Source organism: Micromonospora saelicesensis (assembly GCF_900091575.1).
Lineage (GTDB): Bacteria > Actinomycetota > Actinomycetes > Mycobacteriales > Micromonosporaceae > Micromonospora > Micromonospora saelicesensis.
Window position 1 is genome coordinate 1,090,023 of record NZ_FMCR01000002.1, and the last position, 14,379, is coordinate 1,104,401.

Here is a 14,379-nt window from a genome sequence, read left to right on the forward strand (position 1 = left end):
TGGATCGGTCGTTACGTCGGAACGACCGTCAGACGGTGGTGCGGGACCATTGCTGGTTGGTGCCGGAGTTGCACGAATACTGCTTGAGGACCACTCCGTCCGCGGTCGCCGCGGCCGGCACGTCCACGCACTTGTTGCTGTGTCGTGCCCGGAGCTGGAAGTAACCGCCGTTGGCGACCATCTGGAACTGCTGGTTGGTGCCGGTGCCGCAGGTGTACTGGACGAGCTCGGCGCCGTCGGCGGTCGACGCGCTCACCACGTCGAGGCACTTTCCGCTGTGCCGGCTGACGATGCGCCAGTAGCCGCTGCCGGCGTCCTGGAACTGCCACTGCTGCCACGCACCACCGGCGTACGTGTACTGGCCGACGCGGGCGCCATTGTCGGTGTTCGGTTGCTGGACGTCCATGGCCTTGCCGCTGTGCCGCACGTTGATCCGGTAGTACGTTCCCGTGGACGGCGGGGGCGTCGTCGGATCGCCGCCGATGGCGTCGCCCCACGCGTACCGGATCCGGTCCGCGCCGGAGGTGTTGCGGACGGTCAGGTTGAGGTCGGTGCCGCTGCCGCTGAGGGCGAACATCGAGTACCAGTCGTAGCCGATGGTGCCGGTCTTGCCGCCGAGGGCGGGCCAGTAGGTGCCGCCCATCTGGTTGTCCCGCATGACCTGGGCCATGGCCCGGATGTAGCGCACGAAGTTGTCGGTGCTGCCCGCGTCGGCGTAGTTGCGGCCGTCGTTCATCGGCGCGCCGAACTCGGTCGCGACCGCGCGGGAGGCGCAGTTGCCGAGGCGGGTCTGGATGTGGCTGCGGAAGGCGTCGTAGGTCATCGCGCCGTAGAAGAAGGCGTAGTAGTGGAAGGACAGCAGCGTCGAGTTGAAGCGGCTGTCGTTGCAGATGTCGCGCAGGTCCTGGCTGAAGCCCGTGCCGCCGATCAGCACCCGGCCGGGCGCCGCCGAGTAGTGGTAGCTGAGCCAGTTGGCCGCGACGTTGCGCCACTCCGCCGAGCTGTAGCCGTGCGGCTCGTTCATCGGCTCGAAGTAGACGTTGGTGTTCGTGCCGTACGTGTTGGTCACTGTGGACCACATCGCGTTCCACGCGGCGAGGTTCGTGATCCTGCCGCCGGAGGCGGCGCCGTCCTCCCAGTAGGCGAGGATGACCTTGAAGCCGCGGGCGGTGGCTGCGTCGATGGCGCCCCGGTACGCCTCCCACCAGGCCGTCCCCACCGTGTGGGTGTTGATGGGCAGTCGGATGGTGTTGACCCCCATGGTGGACGCCATGTCGTCGTACAGGGCGTTGGCCTTGGCCCGCACGGTGGCGTTGCTGTCGGACATGCTCAGGCCCTGCACGACGAGCGGGCTGGTCTTGAAGTTGTCACCCAACATGGCCCAGTTCATGCCGCGGAACTGGTTGGTGGCGGCGGTGGCCGGCGACGACGCGACGGCGACGACGCCAACCATCGCCGTCAACGCGGCCACCAGGGCGCAGAGCACCCGTCGATGTAGTGCCACAGTCGGAACTCCTTGAAGAGGGACCAGGTTCAGCTGGTCACGCGGAAGGTGGCGTCGGCACGGCTCTGCGCGTCGGACACCGGGTCGAGTCGGAGCAGGTAGCTGTAGTGCCGGACGTAGCGGTCCGGGTGGCTGTAGGACTGGAACGACGTCCACGACGAGTTGGCGAGGCCGGCGACCTGCCGGAAGGTGGCGTCGGCGGCGAAGGTGGCGGTGCCGTCGTTGGCTTCCAGCCGGAAGTCGTATCCGTAGTGGCGCAGGTAGTGGCCCGGGAAGTTGACCGACTGAATGGAGACGGTGCCGGAGCCGACCAGGCCGGGCACCAGCCGCCACTGGCCGTCCTGGGCAGGGCTGACGTTCGGGTCGATGCGGACGTCGTAGTCGTAGTGCCGCACGTACCGGTCCTGGAAGTTGTACGACTGGATCCGGTTGACCGCGGTGGCGGGCCAGCGGGTGAGCACCCGGTTCTGTTCGGCAGCGGTCAGGTTGAGGATCGAACCGTGCCGTTTCTTGGTGCCGCCCATCGTGTACGAGCCGGACGCCGGCAGTCGGTAGCTGCCCGGGCTCGACGGATCGGTGGTCAGGACCGGCAGGTAGCCGCGCCCGCTGGCGTACTGGTCCAGGTAGAGAACCCATTCGTTACGGTTGTTGTACTTCATCCACATCGGGCCCTCGACCTGGGCACCGGTCAGCCCGATACCGGAGAGGTTGCCGAGGCTGGTCCAGGTGCCGAGGATGGAGTTGCTGCCTTCGATGGCGATCTGGCCGTCCCGGGAGGCCCGGACGTAGCGGTAGGCGCCGACGCCGGCCGGCACCTCGACGATCTGGGTGTCGATGATCTCCTGGTTACCGGGTCGGTTGATGTAGACCTGCGGTGTGGTGACGCTGCGGAAGTTCGCCGTGCGCGCGGAGTAGATGCGGTGTTTGGTCGCGTCGTTGAGTGGGACGTTCGTCGCCCAGTAGAGGACGTAGTCGCCGGTGGCCGGGTTCCAGATCGCCTCCGGCGCCCAGGCGTTGCGTCCGTCTGGAATTGCGCCGGCGACGTTCAGCAGCCACGGCGCCGACCAGTTGACCAGGTCGGTGGACTCCCACACGACGAGGTTGCGGCTGCCGTTGTTGATCGCGGTCGACCAGTCCTGACCGCAGCCGATGCACAGGTCGGTGGCGATGATCCAGTACCGGTCGCCGGCCGGTGAGCGCACCAGGGCGGGGTCGCGGACGCCGCGGGTGCCGACGGTGGACCGCAGCACGAGCCCACCGTTGTTGAGGTCGGTCCAGCGTAGGCCGTCGGTGCTGTGGGCGAAGTAGATCTGCTGGTCGGTCGACGACTCGCCGGTGAAGTGCGCCATCAGGTAGCCGACGGTCGGGTCGAGCGCGGCCGCCTCCTTCGGTGTCGCCGCCGACCAGGTGGTGAACAACAGGCTCGCGGCCACCGCAACCGCGCAGAGCCGGGCGAGGACTCTCGACATCTGTCTCTCCTTCGCGCAGGGGCTAGCAGTCAGCTAGAGCGTCGGTACGACGGGCCGGATGGTGCCGTCGGTGTTGAACTCCATCCGGTCGATGGCGGTCTCGCGGTTGGTGCCGTTGCCGGTCGGCACGGCGAAGCGGTGGTAGGCGATGTACCAGGTGTCGCTGCCGGGTGCCCGGACCACAGAGTGGTGACCGGTGCCCTTGATGCCGACGTCGAGTCGCTTCTGCAGCACCACCCCGCGCCTTGCCCACGGCCCGAGGGGTGAGGAGCCGGTGGCGTAGGCGACCCGGTAGTCCTCGCTGCGCGTGTCGTTCTCCGACCACATGAAGTAGTACAGACCGTTGCGCTTGAACACGAACGGCGCCTCGTTGTAGCCCGACGGGGTGACGACCCGCGCCTGCGCCGCGTCGAAGGAGACCATGTCGGCGTTCAACCGCACCGCCCGCGCGACGCCCTGCCCCCAGTACAGGTACGACTGGCCGTCGTCGTCGGTGAACACCATGGGGTCGATCGCCTGCCCGCCGGAGAACTGGTCGCTGCGGATCAGCGGCCGGCCAAGCGCGTCACGGAACGGTCCAACAGGGCTGTCGGCCACCGCCACGCCCAGCTGTTTGGCTGTGTTGCCGCTGACCGCGCCGCCGCTGAAGTACAGGTAGTAGCGGCCGTTGGCGCTGGCCACCGCCGGCGCCCACGCCGAGTTGTCCGCCCAGGAGACGTCCGGACCGTGGTCGAGGATCACGCCGTGGTCGGTCCAGTTGACCAGGTCGGTCGAGGAGAACGCCTTGTAGTAGGTGCCGGCCCAACTCGCGTAGCCGTCGGTGGTCGGGTACAGGTAGTAGCGGCCGTTGAACACGGCGAGGTGCGGGTCGGCGAAGAGACCCGGGATCACCGGCCCCTTGGTGGTCCTGGGGGCCCAGGGCGCGACGAGGCGGAAGGAGCTGTCCGCCCGGAACGCGGCCGTGTCCTGGTAGGCGTCGAGCCAGAGCGCGAAGTCGCGGTGCCGGATGCGCCGGTTCGGATAGTTGTACGAGACGAGTGCCACCGATCCGCTGACCGAGCCGTCCACGGCACAGAAGGTGGCGTCGGCCCGGAACGCCGCGTCACCGGTGTTCGGGTCGACCCGGAGCCGGTAGTCGCGGTGCCGCAGGAACATGCCGGTCCTGGTCTGCAACGAGTAGCAGGTCGGCGATGCCAGGCCGTTGACCACGGTGAAGGTGGCATCGAGCTTGGTCTGGTTGCCGCTACTGGAGGTCACCGGGTCGAGTTGACCGAGATAGTCGATGTGCCGCACGTACCGCCCGGCCTGGTTGACCGCCTCCAGCGAGACCGCGCCGGTCGGCAGCGTGGCGGCATGCGCCGGCCCGTCGGCCACCGCCACGACAGCCGCGGCGGCCACGGCGGAGAGCACGAGGAGGGCACGTGGACGCTTGGTCGATGCTCCCGACAGAATCACCGTCCCGACCCCTCTCGTAAGATCATCTATGTTAGCGTTAACAAGAGCAGGCGGTATCTGGGCTCAGGCTTGAGCGGCCCTAGCGACGGGGTGGAGTGTTCGCATGCGGTGCCTCTGGCGCGTCACACGACCACAGACACAATGTGTTCGGCTCGTTAAGTTCGCGTTGCGGACAAGTGTTAGCGATCGCATCTACGAGTGTCAAGGGATCGACCGCTGCCGCTCCCCCGCGAGCCCGGTCACGCCACCCGTCATCCACAGTCCCGGTCAGACCGTGCCCTCACCCTCCTGAAGCCATCGATGGACGACGGCGAAGTCCGCCTCGGTCAGGCCCGTGTACGGGTCAACGCGATACAGCAGCGCCCGCCCCGGGTGGCGAGCCCTCACCCATCGGCGGTCGGCGTCGGTGATCTCGTCGTCAAGCCACACGAAGGGTCCTCCTGCTGCCCACTGGGTCAGGAACGGGGTCTTCCAGTGCAGGCCACGCCCCGTCTCCTCGTCGTCGTCGGGCCAATCGACGACGGGCAGGTCCGGAAGACCGAGCCGGGGGGAGACGATCTCGTTCGCCTCAGCCATCCACGTCGTTGCCCAGACCAACTGACAGCCCAGGGCGAGCAACCGACGACCGTCGTCCGGATTGAGGCGATCAAGGAGGGGGTTGCCAAGCTTGTCCGTCTGCCGCTTGGCGCTGCCGCCCGACGGACGTCTCTGGCCAACCGGTCGGGCCTTGAACGGGATCAGCGGTCCGTCCACATCGAGGAAGATGACCGGACGTCCGGCGAAGCCGGGAATCACGCCGGAACCGTCCCCTGCCGACCTTGATCCTCAAGCACCTCGCGCACCTGCATGAGCGCGAAGCCCAGCAGGTTGAGCCCTCGCCACCAGGCGGGGTCGCCAGCAGCCGGATCGTCGCGGTTCAGGCCGATGCCCCAGATCCGGTCGACCGGGCTGGCCTCCACCAGGACTCGCTGCCCGGTGGCCAGCAGAAACGCCCGGAGCGCGGGGTGCTGATCGAATTTCGCGAGGTTGCCGGCCACCACTATCGCGAAGCGGTGTTCACTCCAGGTCTGCTGATCGAAACCCGCGACGCGTCCCCCCAGCACCTTCGCGGCGTGGGGATGCGGCGCGGCGAGGATCTGTTCCGCCATCGCGCGGTCGCCGAACAGGGTGGCCTTGCGCCACATCATGTAGTGCTCCGCAGTGGCGAACCGCATGTCGTCGGCGGTGAACGGCGCCGGCCACCACTGACTCAGGCAGCCTGCGCCGACACCACCGTCACGTTCGGGCTGGTGCCCCCAGAAGAACAGGAATTTGACCTGCTGACCCTGCGCCTGCGCAGCGGCCAGATCCGCGACGCTCCGAACCGATGCCAGCATGATGGCGAGTGTGCGGCACCAGCGTTGCGCGTACCCCGCATTTTCGACCGCGACGACGTGCTCGCGGCCGTCGCGACGCCAGGCATGCCCACAGCGCTGTGACATATTGCCCACGTCCGGCGGCCATCGAACCCGACGGCCGATACCTACAGTCGGACCATGACCATCGACGACGGCGTGCGGGTCTGGCTCCGCCGGCAGGGAGCTGAGCAGATCGCCCATCCCGGAGGCAACCTGTACGTCCACCTCTGTCGAGTCAGCGAACGACTCGCCGTGCTCGGCTGCGCCCGTGACGTGCAAGCAGCGGGCCTCACCCACGCCGTCTACGGAACCGACGGCTTCGACGTCACCCTGGTTGATCGGGCCGATCGTGCAGTGCTGCGGGATCTCGTCGGCGCCGACGCCGAGGAGCTCGTCTACCTGTACGGCGCCTGCGACCGTGGACGCAGCTGGCAGGAGCTGGCGAGGACCGGCGAGGTGTTCGACCGCTTCGCACGTCGGGTGCGGAGGCCTGGTGAGACTCAACTTCGGTCGCTCGTGGACCTGAGCATCGTCAACGAGCTGGACGTCATCGAGCACGATCCTTCGGTGGCGGACCGGCACGGGGCGTACTTCCGGGCGCTGTTCGCGTCGTGGGCCCCGATCGCCTCGGAGCAGGTCATCAGCGATGCGCAGCGGGTCCTGCGGCAGTGACACCCGAACGTGCAGCGACACCCGAATCGTCACGTCCGACCGCACGGACCTCCGGCCGCGTACGGGCGCGAGCCGTCTACCCCGGCAGCTTCGATCCCTTCACTCCGGGGCATGTGAATGTGGTCAGCCGGGCACGCGCTCTCTTCGACGTGCGCACGCTACGGGCGTGGCGGGCCGAGTAGGGCGGCGATCATCGGCGCGAGCGACTCCAGGTCGACCTCGACCGAAGGGCGCTCGTTCGGGCTGTCCGGATGAGGGCCGATCAGGACGCAGTCGCCGTTGACCCACCAGGTGCGTACCTCGGCGGAGGTGAACCGCTCGAAGCGACGCAGCACGAACCCGCCCACGAAGTCGTCCTCACGCAATTCCAAAAACCGGCTCGCCACTGTCCAGACGGCCACCGCGTCGTCGAGCTCGGGGATGAAGGCAGCGTCGTCCCAGTAGTGCTTCATCGACTTGGTGTAGTCCCGCAGTAGCGCCGGTCCCGCCCCGAGCGCGACCCGCGCCTGGTCAAGATCTGCCTGATCCGAGCCCCGGCTCCACACCGACGCGGGAGTGACCGCCGCCAGCGCCGCGTACCAGCCGGGCAGCTCATGTGCCCGCCGATACTGCTCAGCAGTGGTTCTCAACACCACACCGCGCTCGGCGAGAGCCTCGGCGAACGCCGCGTACCGCTCGCTGCGCAGCATCCAACCGCGATAGACCGCCGCACCGGTCCCCGAGACCGACGCCACCGCCCGACGTACGTCACCGCCCCGCGCCAACGCGTCGTGGTCGACCACCGCCACCTGGAATCCCGCAGCACGGGCCGCTTCAGCCTCGGCCACGAAGTGCTCGTCCGGGCGGCGTGGACGCAGCGGGTTCGCGGGAACGATCAGGATCACACCCGTATCCTGCCCCCGGAAACCGGTTGCCTGTCGCCGGGGTCACGCCGACGATCAGTCGATGCCCAGCGACCAGGCGACCCCCGACTTCTCGATCAAACCCACCCTCACCGGTGAGCGGGTGATCCTGCGGCCCTTCGTCGACGACGACCTGGACACGTTCCGCGCGGCGGTGGCCGATCCCGAGGTGGCCCGGCTGACCGGCAGTCCGGCCGACGACGCTCCCGGCGAGGAGCGGATGCGTTCCTGGTACGGCAGCCGCAACGCGCAGACCGACCGACTCGACCTGGCGGTCGTGGACCGCGCCACCGGGGCCTGCGTCGGCGAGGTGGTCCTCAACGACTGGGATCCCGCCAACCGGAACTGCAACTTCCGCACGCTGCTCGCCGCCGCCGGCCGCGACCGTGGCTTGGGCACCGACGCGGTACGCCTGATCGTCGCCCACGGTTTCGAGAGGCTCGGCCTGCACCGCATCTCGCTGGAGGTGTTCGCCTTCAACCCCCGGGCCCGGCGGGTGTACGAGAAGGTCGGCTTCGTTGCCGAGGGTGTGCTGCGGCAGGTCCTGCGCGACGGCGACGACTGGGTTGACGCCACGGTGATGTCGATCCTCGCGCCCGAGTGGGCGGAGCACCGGGGACACCCCGAGCGCCGATGATGGGCGCCGGCCCGCACACGCTCGATGCGAACCCGCCGCCACCCCACTATCTTGCGATGTCGCGGAACGGCCGCCCGTCCTCGATGGTCGGTAAGGCTGCGCTTCTCGCGATCCAGCGGTCGACGTAGGCCTTCAACCCGTCGGCGTTACGCGCCGTGGTCAGCCAGTCCCAGGCAGCGTCGCGGATCTCCCGTTGGGCGATCATCTCGGTGCCGTCGCCGTAGTCGAACGGGAAGCCGTCGACGATGTCCGACAGGTCCCCGAACAGGGGGTAGAGCCTGCCGACGCTCCCCTCGCTGACCTCGCTGACCTCGGCATTCGGCTCGGTCAGTGCGCCCATCAGCTCCCCGATCACCAGCACCGAATCCTCTGCGCCCTTCAGCACGCGGTACATGTACTCATCGACGAGTTCGATCACAGCAGGCAGCGAAGCCGGAACGGTGTCGGTCACGCTCGCATTGTCGTCTGCCGTGCCACCCGGTTCGCATCTGCCCCGGCAGCACGGAACGCCTCAGTCGGGAGCGGGCGCAGGACCCGTACCCGGCGGAGGGCGGGCGCGTCAGCTCTGGATGGAGAAGGTGGAGACGACGCCGTTGTGGTCGGACCTGGTGCCACCGACGACGTCGTAGTCGGTCATCCACATCAGCTGGTACTCGGGCAGCCGCTTCCAGAAGTAGATGTAGTCGATGTGCCGGTTGCCGTGCGTTCCGGTGCCCTTCTCGCCGTACAGGTTGTAGTTGGAGCGCAGATTCGGCAGCTCGTTGGCCTCGAAGACCTGCCACGGGAACTTCGCGTACCCGTAGCTCCGGTCGGCGGTGAAGTCGACGTTGAGGTCTCCGCTCACGATGACCTGGCCCTCGTCCTGCTTGTCGACCGCCAGTTCCTTGAGACCCTGGAACTGCGCCTCGGCGCACCTGGTGCGCGGCAGGTCCTCCGGCCGGCCAGCGGTTTCGATGCTGGCCACCGCGTGGGCGTTGATGTGGGTCACGTTGCGGCCACTGGCCTTGTGCCGGTACTTGACCCAGTTGTTGTACCGCGCGGGCGGCACCTCGCCCGGACCGTTGGTGTCACAGACGAAGATCGAGCCCTTGTCGAGTACGTCGAACATGCTCTTCTTGGCGATCAACGCCTCGCCGGCCTGGTTGGTGCCGCCTGGCGCGTACAACCACCAGCCGTTGTCGGCGGCCCAGCTCGCCAGGAACGTCTTGCGGGCACCGACCTCGTTGAGACCGACGAGGTCAGCCTTGGACGCGATCAGGTTCAGGTCGTGCGCGAAGTCGGCCTGGCTCAGCCCGTAGTAGATGTTCAGCGTGGCCGCCTTGAAGCCGACGCTCGCGGCGGCCGCCGGGGCCGCCGGCAGCAGGGCCGCCACCAGCGCGACCGCGCCCGCGAGAGCGCCCAGGGCGCGGGCCGACCAGTCCGTTGTGCTGCGCATCGTTTTCCCTCCGCCTGGACCGCCGGCGGTGGCCGGCCAACGGACACTATCGATACGAGTCGAGGCGACGCCGAACGTCCGGTGACGAAACATCGACAGACCTGGGTCGACCAGTGCGGGGGTAACCAGCTCCCCCAGCGGCGGTGGTGGAGCTACGCGAAGGTGAGGCCGTCGGACCGGGCGCGCTTGAGCTCGGAGAAAGCCCGGCAGCCGGCGAGCAGACGAGCGCCGTCGAAGACGCGGACGGCCTCCTCTCCACGAGGGACCGAGGTCAGCACGGGGCCGAAGAAGGCCACGTCGTCGACGATGACCGTCGGGGTGCCGAGGTCCTCGCCCACCAGTTGCTGTGCGTGGGCGGTGCTCGCCCGCATCTGCGGGTCGAGGTCGCTGCGGTGGGCCGCGTCGGCCAGGTCGGCGGGAAGACCGGCCTCGGCCAGGGCCAGCGGGACGACGGTGTCGAAGTCCTTGTCGCCGGCGTCGTGGATCCGGCGGCCGAGCGCCGGGTACAGCCGTGCGAGGGCGGCGGAGCCGTGTTGCGCGGTGGCCGCCACACACACCCTGGCCGGCCCCCACGCCCGGTTGTTGAATTCGCGGTACCAGGGCTCCAGGTCACGATGCTCGTTGATCACCGCGAGGCTCATCACCTCGAACCGCAGAGTGAGCGGCCGCATCGTCGCGACCTCCATGAGCCAGCGGGAGGTGATCCAGGCGAACGGGCAGGACGGATCCACGTACGCCGTGACCACCGGAGCTGACGTTCGAGGCGAATTGTCTTCCACGGAAGACAACTTATCTTCCCCGGAAGGTAAGATGCAACAGTGGATGACGACCGGATCGCCGACATCGTTGGCCAGTGGGGTCGCGAGCGACCAGACCTCGACCCCACCCCGTTGCTGATCATCGGTCGCATCCAACAGTTGGCCGCCGTACTCGATGTGGCCCTGCGGCCACCGTTCGCCGCGGCGGACCTCGGCAACGGCGACTTCGACGTGCTCGCGGCGCTGCGCCGCGAGGGCGAGCCCTACACGCTCACGGCGGGCCAGCTGAGCCAACGGATGCTCGTGACCACGGGAGCGGTGACCAAGCGGGTGGACCGGCTGATCGCCCGCGGCCTCGTGTCACGCTCGGTCTCCGCAGCCGACGCGCGCGGCAGGGTGGTCGGGCTGACGTCGACCGGCGTGGCGTTGACCGACCGGCTCATCGAGGAACATCTGGCCAACGAGGCGGCCATCCTTCGTGGCCTGACCGACAGCGACCGCAGAACACTTGAGCGCCTACTGGCGGCGATGAATCGGACCCTGGCCTCCGGAGATTTTGAACCCGAGGGCGGGGGCCACGACGGGTGATGCCCCGGGCATGATCGGCCGAGCCTCGGATTACCATTCGGGCATGGACGACACCACCCGCGGCGTACGCATCAGACGCGGTGGCGCGGCCGACGCACCCGCCGTACTGCACATGCTCGACTCCGCGGTGGTCTGGATGAACGACCGCGGCAACACCGAGCAGTGGGGCACGACGCCGTTCTCGGAAAAACCCGAAAGGGCCGCACAGGTCGATCGGTACCTGACTGAGAACCTTCCGTTCATCGCGGAAGTGGACGGGACGCCGGCCGCAGCCCTGGTGTTGGGTTCCGGGCCCGATCCGCGGGCACCGATCGCGCCTGCGGAAGAACCCGAGCGGTTCGTCCGCCTCCTGGTCTCCGACCGACGATTCGCCGGCCAGAAACTCGGGTCGGCCCTGTTGGCACACGCCGTCGAGGAAACCCGGCGAGCCGGCGTGCGGTTGCTACGGGTCGACTGCTGGGCGGGCAGCGGTGGCGAGTTGGTGGCGTACTACGAGCGCCACGGGTTCACTCCCACCGAAACCTTCCTGGCCGGGACCTGGCCGGGGCAGGTGCTGGCCCAGCGGGTCGACTGAGCCCCACTCCTGGGTCAGTCTCCCCACTCGTCTCACACGACCGGCTCCAGGACGCCCGACAATGCTCGCCGGAAGCCGGTCGGCCTGCCGCTCCAAGGCCGCCGCATGGCGGACGATGGATGCGTGATCGGTGACCGGTGGGGCGTGACCACCAGCGAGACCTTGCGTACCTATCCCTGCGACGACTTCGTCGTCGCACCCACACTCCAGGCGTGGCGGGGAGTGCGGATCGAGGTGCCCGCCGCAGCGGTGTGGCCGTGGGTAGCCCAACTGAGGCTTGCCCCGTACTCGTACGACTGGATCGACAACCTCGGCCGCCGCTCACCTCAACAACTGGAGGGCCTACCCGAGCCCCAGGTCGGAGAGTCGTTCACGACCGCTGGCGGACGAAAGTTGGGCAGGATCGTCTCGGTCGACCCCGGCAGACAACTGACGAGCACCATCATGGGCGCCTTCATGTCCTACATCCTCGTGCCTCAGGAGCACGGCACGACGCGCTTGCTGCTCAAGGTCGTCATGCAGACGACCCGCTGGGCCGCACCGGGGCTGTCCGTCGGCGACCTGATCATGGCTCGACGACAGCTGTTCAACCTGAAGAAGCTCGCCGAGCGCGACTGGCAGAGTCATTGAGCCCTGGAATGAATCCTCGTTGAGCTGACCGGAAGGCCGGTGCTGCCACTAGGAACGTGTGGCCTGGTACGTCAGGAAGTCGCGGGCATCGGCCTGGACCTGAGGCGATGCCATCGGATGGCTCGTCGCCTCCTGGAGCAGTTGCAGCCAAGTCTACGGCGACCCGAGAAGACGCCTCGTGACACTCGCGCTCGTTTGCGTCATGGGGATGAGGTGGTTGCCTGCGCGGCGGCGCGGGCAGGGGCAGCCTCGCGGAGCATGGTCAGCAGCCCGGGAAAGCGTTGTTCCACGTCGTCGTAGCGGAGGGTGACCAGCCGGCGGATGCCGTCGACTCGCGTGCGGATCAGGCCTGCATCGCGCAGCACCTTGATGTGGTGCGACACCGTCGACTTGCCGATGGTGACGCCGGTCTCCTTGAGGACATCACTGCCACACGTCCAGTCACCAGCCTCGTCGAGGGCACGCACGAGCGTGAGCCGCACCGGGTCGGCGAGCGCGCTGAGCACGACATCGATCGTCACGGTCTCGATGGCGGGTTCGATCACCTCGGTCACGAGATGAAGCCTAGCCAGATCTTGCGGAAAGTTCGACTTTCGTCGTACTGTTCGATGCAGGTCGAACGGTACGACGCAGATCGAACATTGGACGGATCATGAAAGCAATCATCTACCGCGACCACGGCGGCCCCGACGTTCTCCAGTTCGTCGAGCGTGACCGGCCCACGCCCGAACCCGGCGAGGTGCGCGTCAGGGTTGCCGTGTCCGGGGTCAACCCGACCGACTGGCAGGCCCGCACCGGCGTTGCCCACCGCAAGCTCTTCCCCGAAATCACCCCGCACCTCGACGGCGCCGGTGTCGTCGACGCCGTCGGTGAAGGGGTTGACCCCGGCCGGGTCGGTCAGCGTGTGTGGCTGTTCATGGCCGCCGCCGGACGGCCCACCGGCACCGCCGCCGAGTTCACCGTCGTACCCGCCGATCAAGCGGTGCCGCTGCCAGACGAGGCCGGCTTCGACGTCGGCGCGTCGCTCGGCGTCCCCGCGCTCACCGCACACCGCGCACTCACCGTCGCCGAGGACGGGCCACGCCGCCTACGCCCCGGGGCGCTCGACGGCAGGGTTGTGCTCGCCGCCGGCGGGGCCGGCGCGGTCGGGCACGCAGTGATCCAGCTCGCCCGATGGGCCGGCGCCACCGTGATCGCCACGGTCAGCGGCCCGGAGAAGGCGGCGCTGGCCACCGCAGCCGGAGCCCACCACACCGTCAACTATCGCGAGGGCGATCAAGCCGCCGCCGCCATCCGTGCGATCGCCCCTGACGGCGTCGACGTCGTCGCCGAGGTGGCGTTGGGCGCGAACCTGGCTCTGGACCTGGCCGTGCTGCGTACCCGCGGCACGATCGCGACGTACGCCAACGAGGGCGGACATCCGGTCGAGCTGAACGTGGGTCAGCACATGGTGCTCAACACGCGCTTGCAGTTCCTGGTGCTCTACACGGCTGGGCCGCAGGCGCGTGCCACAGCCGTCGAGGACGTCACCGCCGCGATCCGTGACGGCGCCCTACCGGTCGGCGAGGCACACGGCCTGCCACTGCTCCGCTTTCCACTGCGGCGCACCGCCGACGCTCACCGAGCGGTAGAAGCTGGCGCGATCGGCAAGGTACTGGTGGACGTCATGCCCTGAAGTGCGCCATGTGTCGGGTCGGGCGGACCAATAATCGGGCGTCTCGCCGGGCTGCGTCCACTAGCGTCCCGCCTCATGGAGAACACCACCGTACGCACTGAACGCCTCGAGCTTCGCCCAGTGCGGGACGAGGACGTCGACCGGATCCTGGAGTACCGCAATCTGCCGCAGGTCACGCGCTGGCTACTCCGTACGCAGGTCGACAGTGCGTCCTTCCGCGCGGCATGGCGACGCGCGGCCGCAGACCCTGACGACCACAGCATGGCGGCCACGCTCGACGGCGTGGTGATCGGAACCGTCTCGCTCGACGTCGTCGACGGCATGGGTCAACCCGGCATGCCACCACGGACCGAGGCCGAGCTCGGCTACATCTTCGATCCCGCCTACGGCGGACATGGGTACGCGACCGAGGCGGTCACCGCCGTGGTGGCGCACGCATTCGAGCGGCTGGGCATTCGGAGAATCACCGCCGGATGCTTCGCGGACAACCTCGCCTCGGTGCGAATCCTCGAGAAGGTCGGCATGCGTCGTGAGCAGCACGGCGTCGGCGATTCCTGGCACGCCGAACTGGGCTGGGTGGACGGCTACACCTACGCCCTCCTCGCCGACGCATGGCATGGAGAGGCAGCACCGTCGGAGCAGCCGATCGCGTCCGCACCGGTGCCGCGGGCACGGTGAACCAC

Annotated in this window: 18 protein-coding genes; 8 read left to right on the forward strand and 10 right to left on the reverse strand. The window is 68.3% G+C overall.

Annotated features, from left to right (window positions below; genetic code table 11):
- Positions 1-28: 28 nt before the first annotated feature.
- The 5 genes from GA0070561_RS12755 to GA0070561_RS12775 form a co-directional block, all read right to left on the reverse strand.
- Positions 29-1,504: an RICIN domain-containing protein gene (locus GA0070561_RS12755; protein WP_244166175.1), complete on the reverse strand. Its 1,476-nt coding sequence runs from the start codon at positions 1,502-1,504 to the stop codon at positions 29-31.
- A gap of 29 nt (positions 1,505-1,533) precedes the next feature.
- Complete coding sequence (locus GA0070561_RS12760) at positions 1,534-2,973, reverse strand: glycoside hydrolase family 43 protein (RefSeq protein WP_091399928.1); 1,440 nt, start codon at positions 2,971-2,973, stop codon at positions 1,534-1,536.
- 33 nt (positions 2,974-3,006) lie between these two features.
- Positions 3,007-4,383: a family 43 glycosylhydrolase gene (locus GA0070561_RS12765; RefSeq protein ID WP_208603749.1), complete on the reverse strand. Its 1,377-nt coding sequence runs from the start codon at positions 4,381-4,383 to the stop codon at positions 3,007-3,009.
- Between the two features lie 312 nt (positions 4,384-4,695).
- Positions 4,696-5,223, reverse strand: a complete 528-nt coding sequence (locus tag GA0070561_RS12770; protein ID WP_244166177.1) for an HAD domain-containing protein — start codon at positions 5,221-5,223, stop codon at positions 4,696-4,698.
- Positions 5,220-5,804, reverse strand: a complete 585-nt coding sequence (locus GA0070561_RS12775; protein WP_091399929.1) for an NADAR family protein — start codon at positions 5,802-5,804, stop codon at positions 5,220-5,222. Before GA0070561_RS12775 ends, GA0070561_RS12770 begins: the two co-directional genes overlap by 4 nt.
- 159 nt (positions 5,805-5,963) lie before the next feature.
- Between GA0070561_RS12775 and GA0070561_RS12780 the strand changes: the two genes are divergently transcribed.
- Both GA0070561_RS12780 and GA0070561_RS12785 read left to right on the forward strand, forming a co-directional pair.
- A complete protein-coding gene (locus GA0070561_RS12780; RefSeq protein WP_091399931.1) occupies positions 5,964-6,497 on the forward strand; it encodes a DUF6817 domain-containing protein in 534 nt (177 codons plus the stop codon).
- Positions 6,494-6,679 (forward strand): adenylyltransferase/cytidyltransferase family protein, encoded by a 186-nt coding sequence (locus GA0070561_RS12785; protein WP_091399933.1) that lies wholly within the window; start codon positions 6,494-6,496, stop codon positions 6,677-6,679. Before GA0070561_RS12780 ends, GA0070561_RS12785 begins: the two co-directional genes overlap by 4 nt.
- On the opposite strand, the gene GA0070561_RS12790 is transcribed toward GA0070561_RS12785, so the two are convergent.
- The gene (locus GA0070561_RS12790) at positions 6,656-7,381 is read right to left on the reverse strand and encodes an ATP-grasp domain-containing protein (RefSeq protein WP_091399935.1); all 726 of its coding nucleotides are present in this window, start codon (positions 7,379-7,381) and stop codon (positions 6,656-6,658) included. The genes GA0070561_RS12785 and GA0070561_RS12790 overlap by 24 nt on opposite strands.
- Positions 7,382-7,442: 61 nt before the next feature.
- On the opposite strand from GA0070561_RS12790, the gene GA0070561_RS12795 reads away from it, so the two are divergent.
- On the forward strand, positions 7,443-8,036 hold the full coding sequence (locus tag GA0070561_RS12795) for a GNAT family N-acetyltransferase (protein WP_091399937.1): 594 nt from the start codon (positions 7,443-7,445) through the stop codon (positions 8,034-8,036).
- Positions 8,037-8,082: 46 nt separating this feature from the next.
- Here the strand turns inward: GA0070561_RS12795 and GA0070561_RS12800 are convergent, their stop codons facing one another.
- The 3 genes from GA0070561_RS12800 to GA0070561_RS12810 all read right to left on the reverse strand — a co-directional run bounded on the left by GA0070561_RS12800 (position 8,083) and on the right by GA0070561_RS12810 (position 10,217).
- Positions 8,083-8,487, reverse strand: a complete 405-nt coding sequence (locus tag GA0070561_RS12800) for a hypothetical protein (RefSeq protein WP_091399939.1) — start codon at positions 8,485-8,487, stop codon at positions 8,083-8,085.
- Positions 8,488-8,595: 108 nt separating this feature from the next.
- Positions 8,596-9,471, reverse strand: a complete 876-nt coding sequence (locus tag GA0070561_RS12805; protein ID WP_091399941.1) for an endonuclease/exonuclease/phosphatase family protein — start codon at positions 9,469-9,471, stop codon at positions 8,596-8,598.
- A gap of 152 nt (positions 9,472-9,623) precedes the next feature.
- Positions 9,624-10,217, reverse strand: a complete 594-nt coding sequence (locus tag GA0070561_RS12810) for a mycothiol-dependent nitroreductase Rv2466c family protein (protein ID WP_425255893.1) — start codon at positions 10,215-10,217, stop codon at positions 9,624-9,626.
- A 72-nt stretch (positions 10,218-10,289) separates the two neighbouring features.
- Between GA0070561_RS12810 and GA0070561_RS12815 the strand changes: the two genes are divergently transcribed.
- The 3 genes from GA0070561_RS12815 (at position 10,290) to GA0070561_RS12825 (ending at position 12,021) form a co-directional block, all read left to right on the forward strand.
- On the forward strand, positions 10,290-10,817 hold the full coding sequence (locus tag GA0070561_RS12815; protein ID WP_091399944.1) for a MarR family winged helix-turn-helix transcriptional regulator: 528 nt from the start codon (positions 10,290-10,292) through the stop codon (positions 10,815-10,817).
- Between the two features lie 43 nt (positions 10,818-10,860).
- Positions 10,861-11,391, forward strand: a complete 531-nt coding sequence (locus GA0070561_RS12820) for a GNAT family N-acetyltransferase (RefSeq protein ID WP_091399946.1) — start codon at positions 10,861-10,863, stop codon at positions 11,389-11,391.
- Positions 11,392-11,496: 105 nt separating this feature from the next.
- Positions 11,497-12,021: a polyketide cyclase gene (locus GA0070561_RS12825; RefSeq protein WP_244166178.1), complete on the forward strand. Its 525-nt coding sequence runs from the start codon at positions 11,497-11,499 to the stop codon at positions 12,019-12,021.
- A gap of 200 nt (positions 12,022-12,221) precedes the next feature.
- Here the strand turns inward: GA0070561_RS12825 and GA0070561_RS12830 are convergent, their stop codons facing one another.
- The gene (locus GA0070561_RS12830) at positions 12,222-12,575 is read right to left on the reverse strand and encodes an ArsR/SmtB family transcription factor (protein WP_244166179.1); all 354 of its coding nucleotides are present in this window, start codon (positions 12,573-12,575) and stop codon (positions 12,222-12,224) included.
- A 98-nt stretch (positions 12,576-12,673) separates the two neighbouring features.
- On the opposite strand from GA0070561_RS12830, the gene GA0070561_RS12835 reads away from it, so the two are divergent.
- A complete protein-coding gene (locus GA0070561_RS12835; protein ID WP_091399950.1) occupies positions 12,674-13,696 on the forward strand; it encodes an NADPH:quinone reductase in 1,023 nt (340 codons plus the stop codon).
- Positions 13,697-13,771: 75 nt separating this feature from the next.
- The gene (locus tag GA0070561_RS12840) at positions 13,772-14,374 is read left to right on the forward strand and encodes a GNAT family N-acetyltransferase (RefSeq protein WP_091399952.1); all 603 of its coding nucleotides are present in this window, start codon (positions 13,772-13,774) and stop codon (positions 14,372-14,374) included.
- The last annotated feature ends 5 nt before the right edge of the window (positions 14,375-14,379 follow it).

Coding starts and splice junctions, on each gene's coding strand:
- GA0070561_RS12760 (WP_091399928.1), bottom strand. CDS start 2,973: ATGTCGAGAGTCCTCGCCCGGCTCTGCGCGGTTGCGGTGGCCGCGAGC.
- GA0070561_RS12775 (WP_091399929.1), bottom strand. CDS start 5,804: ATGCTGGCATCGGTTCGGAGCGTCGCGGATCTGGCCGCTGCGCAGGCG.
- GA0070561_RS12780 (WP_091399931.1), top strand. CDS start 5,964: ATGACCATCGACGACGGCGTGCGGGTCTGGCTCCGCCGGCAGGGAGCT.
- GA0070561_RS12795 (WP_091399937.1), top strand. CDS start 7,443: ATGCCCAGCGACCAGGCGACCCCCGACTTCTCGATCAAACCCACCCTC.
- GA0070561_RS12805 (WP_091399941.1), bottom strand. CDS start 9,471: ATGCGCAGCACAACGGACTGGTCGGCCCGCGCCCTGGGCGCTCTCGCG.
- GA0070561_RS12820 (WP_091399946.1), top strand. CDS start 10,861: ATGGACGACACCACCCGCGGCGTACGCATCAGACGCGGTGGCGCGGCC.
- GA0070561_RS12825 (WP_244166178.1), top strand. CDS start 11,497: ATGGCGGACGATGGATGCGTGATCGGTGACCGGTGGGGCGTGACCACC.
- GA0070561_RS12835 (WP_091399950.1), top strand. CDS start 12,674: ATGAAAGCAATCATCTACCGCGACCACGGCGGCCCCGACGTTCTCCAG.
- GA0070561_RS12840 (WP_091399952.1), top strand. CDS start 13,772: ATGGAGAACACCACCGTACGCACTGAACGCCTCGAGCTTCGCCCAGTG.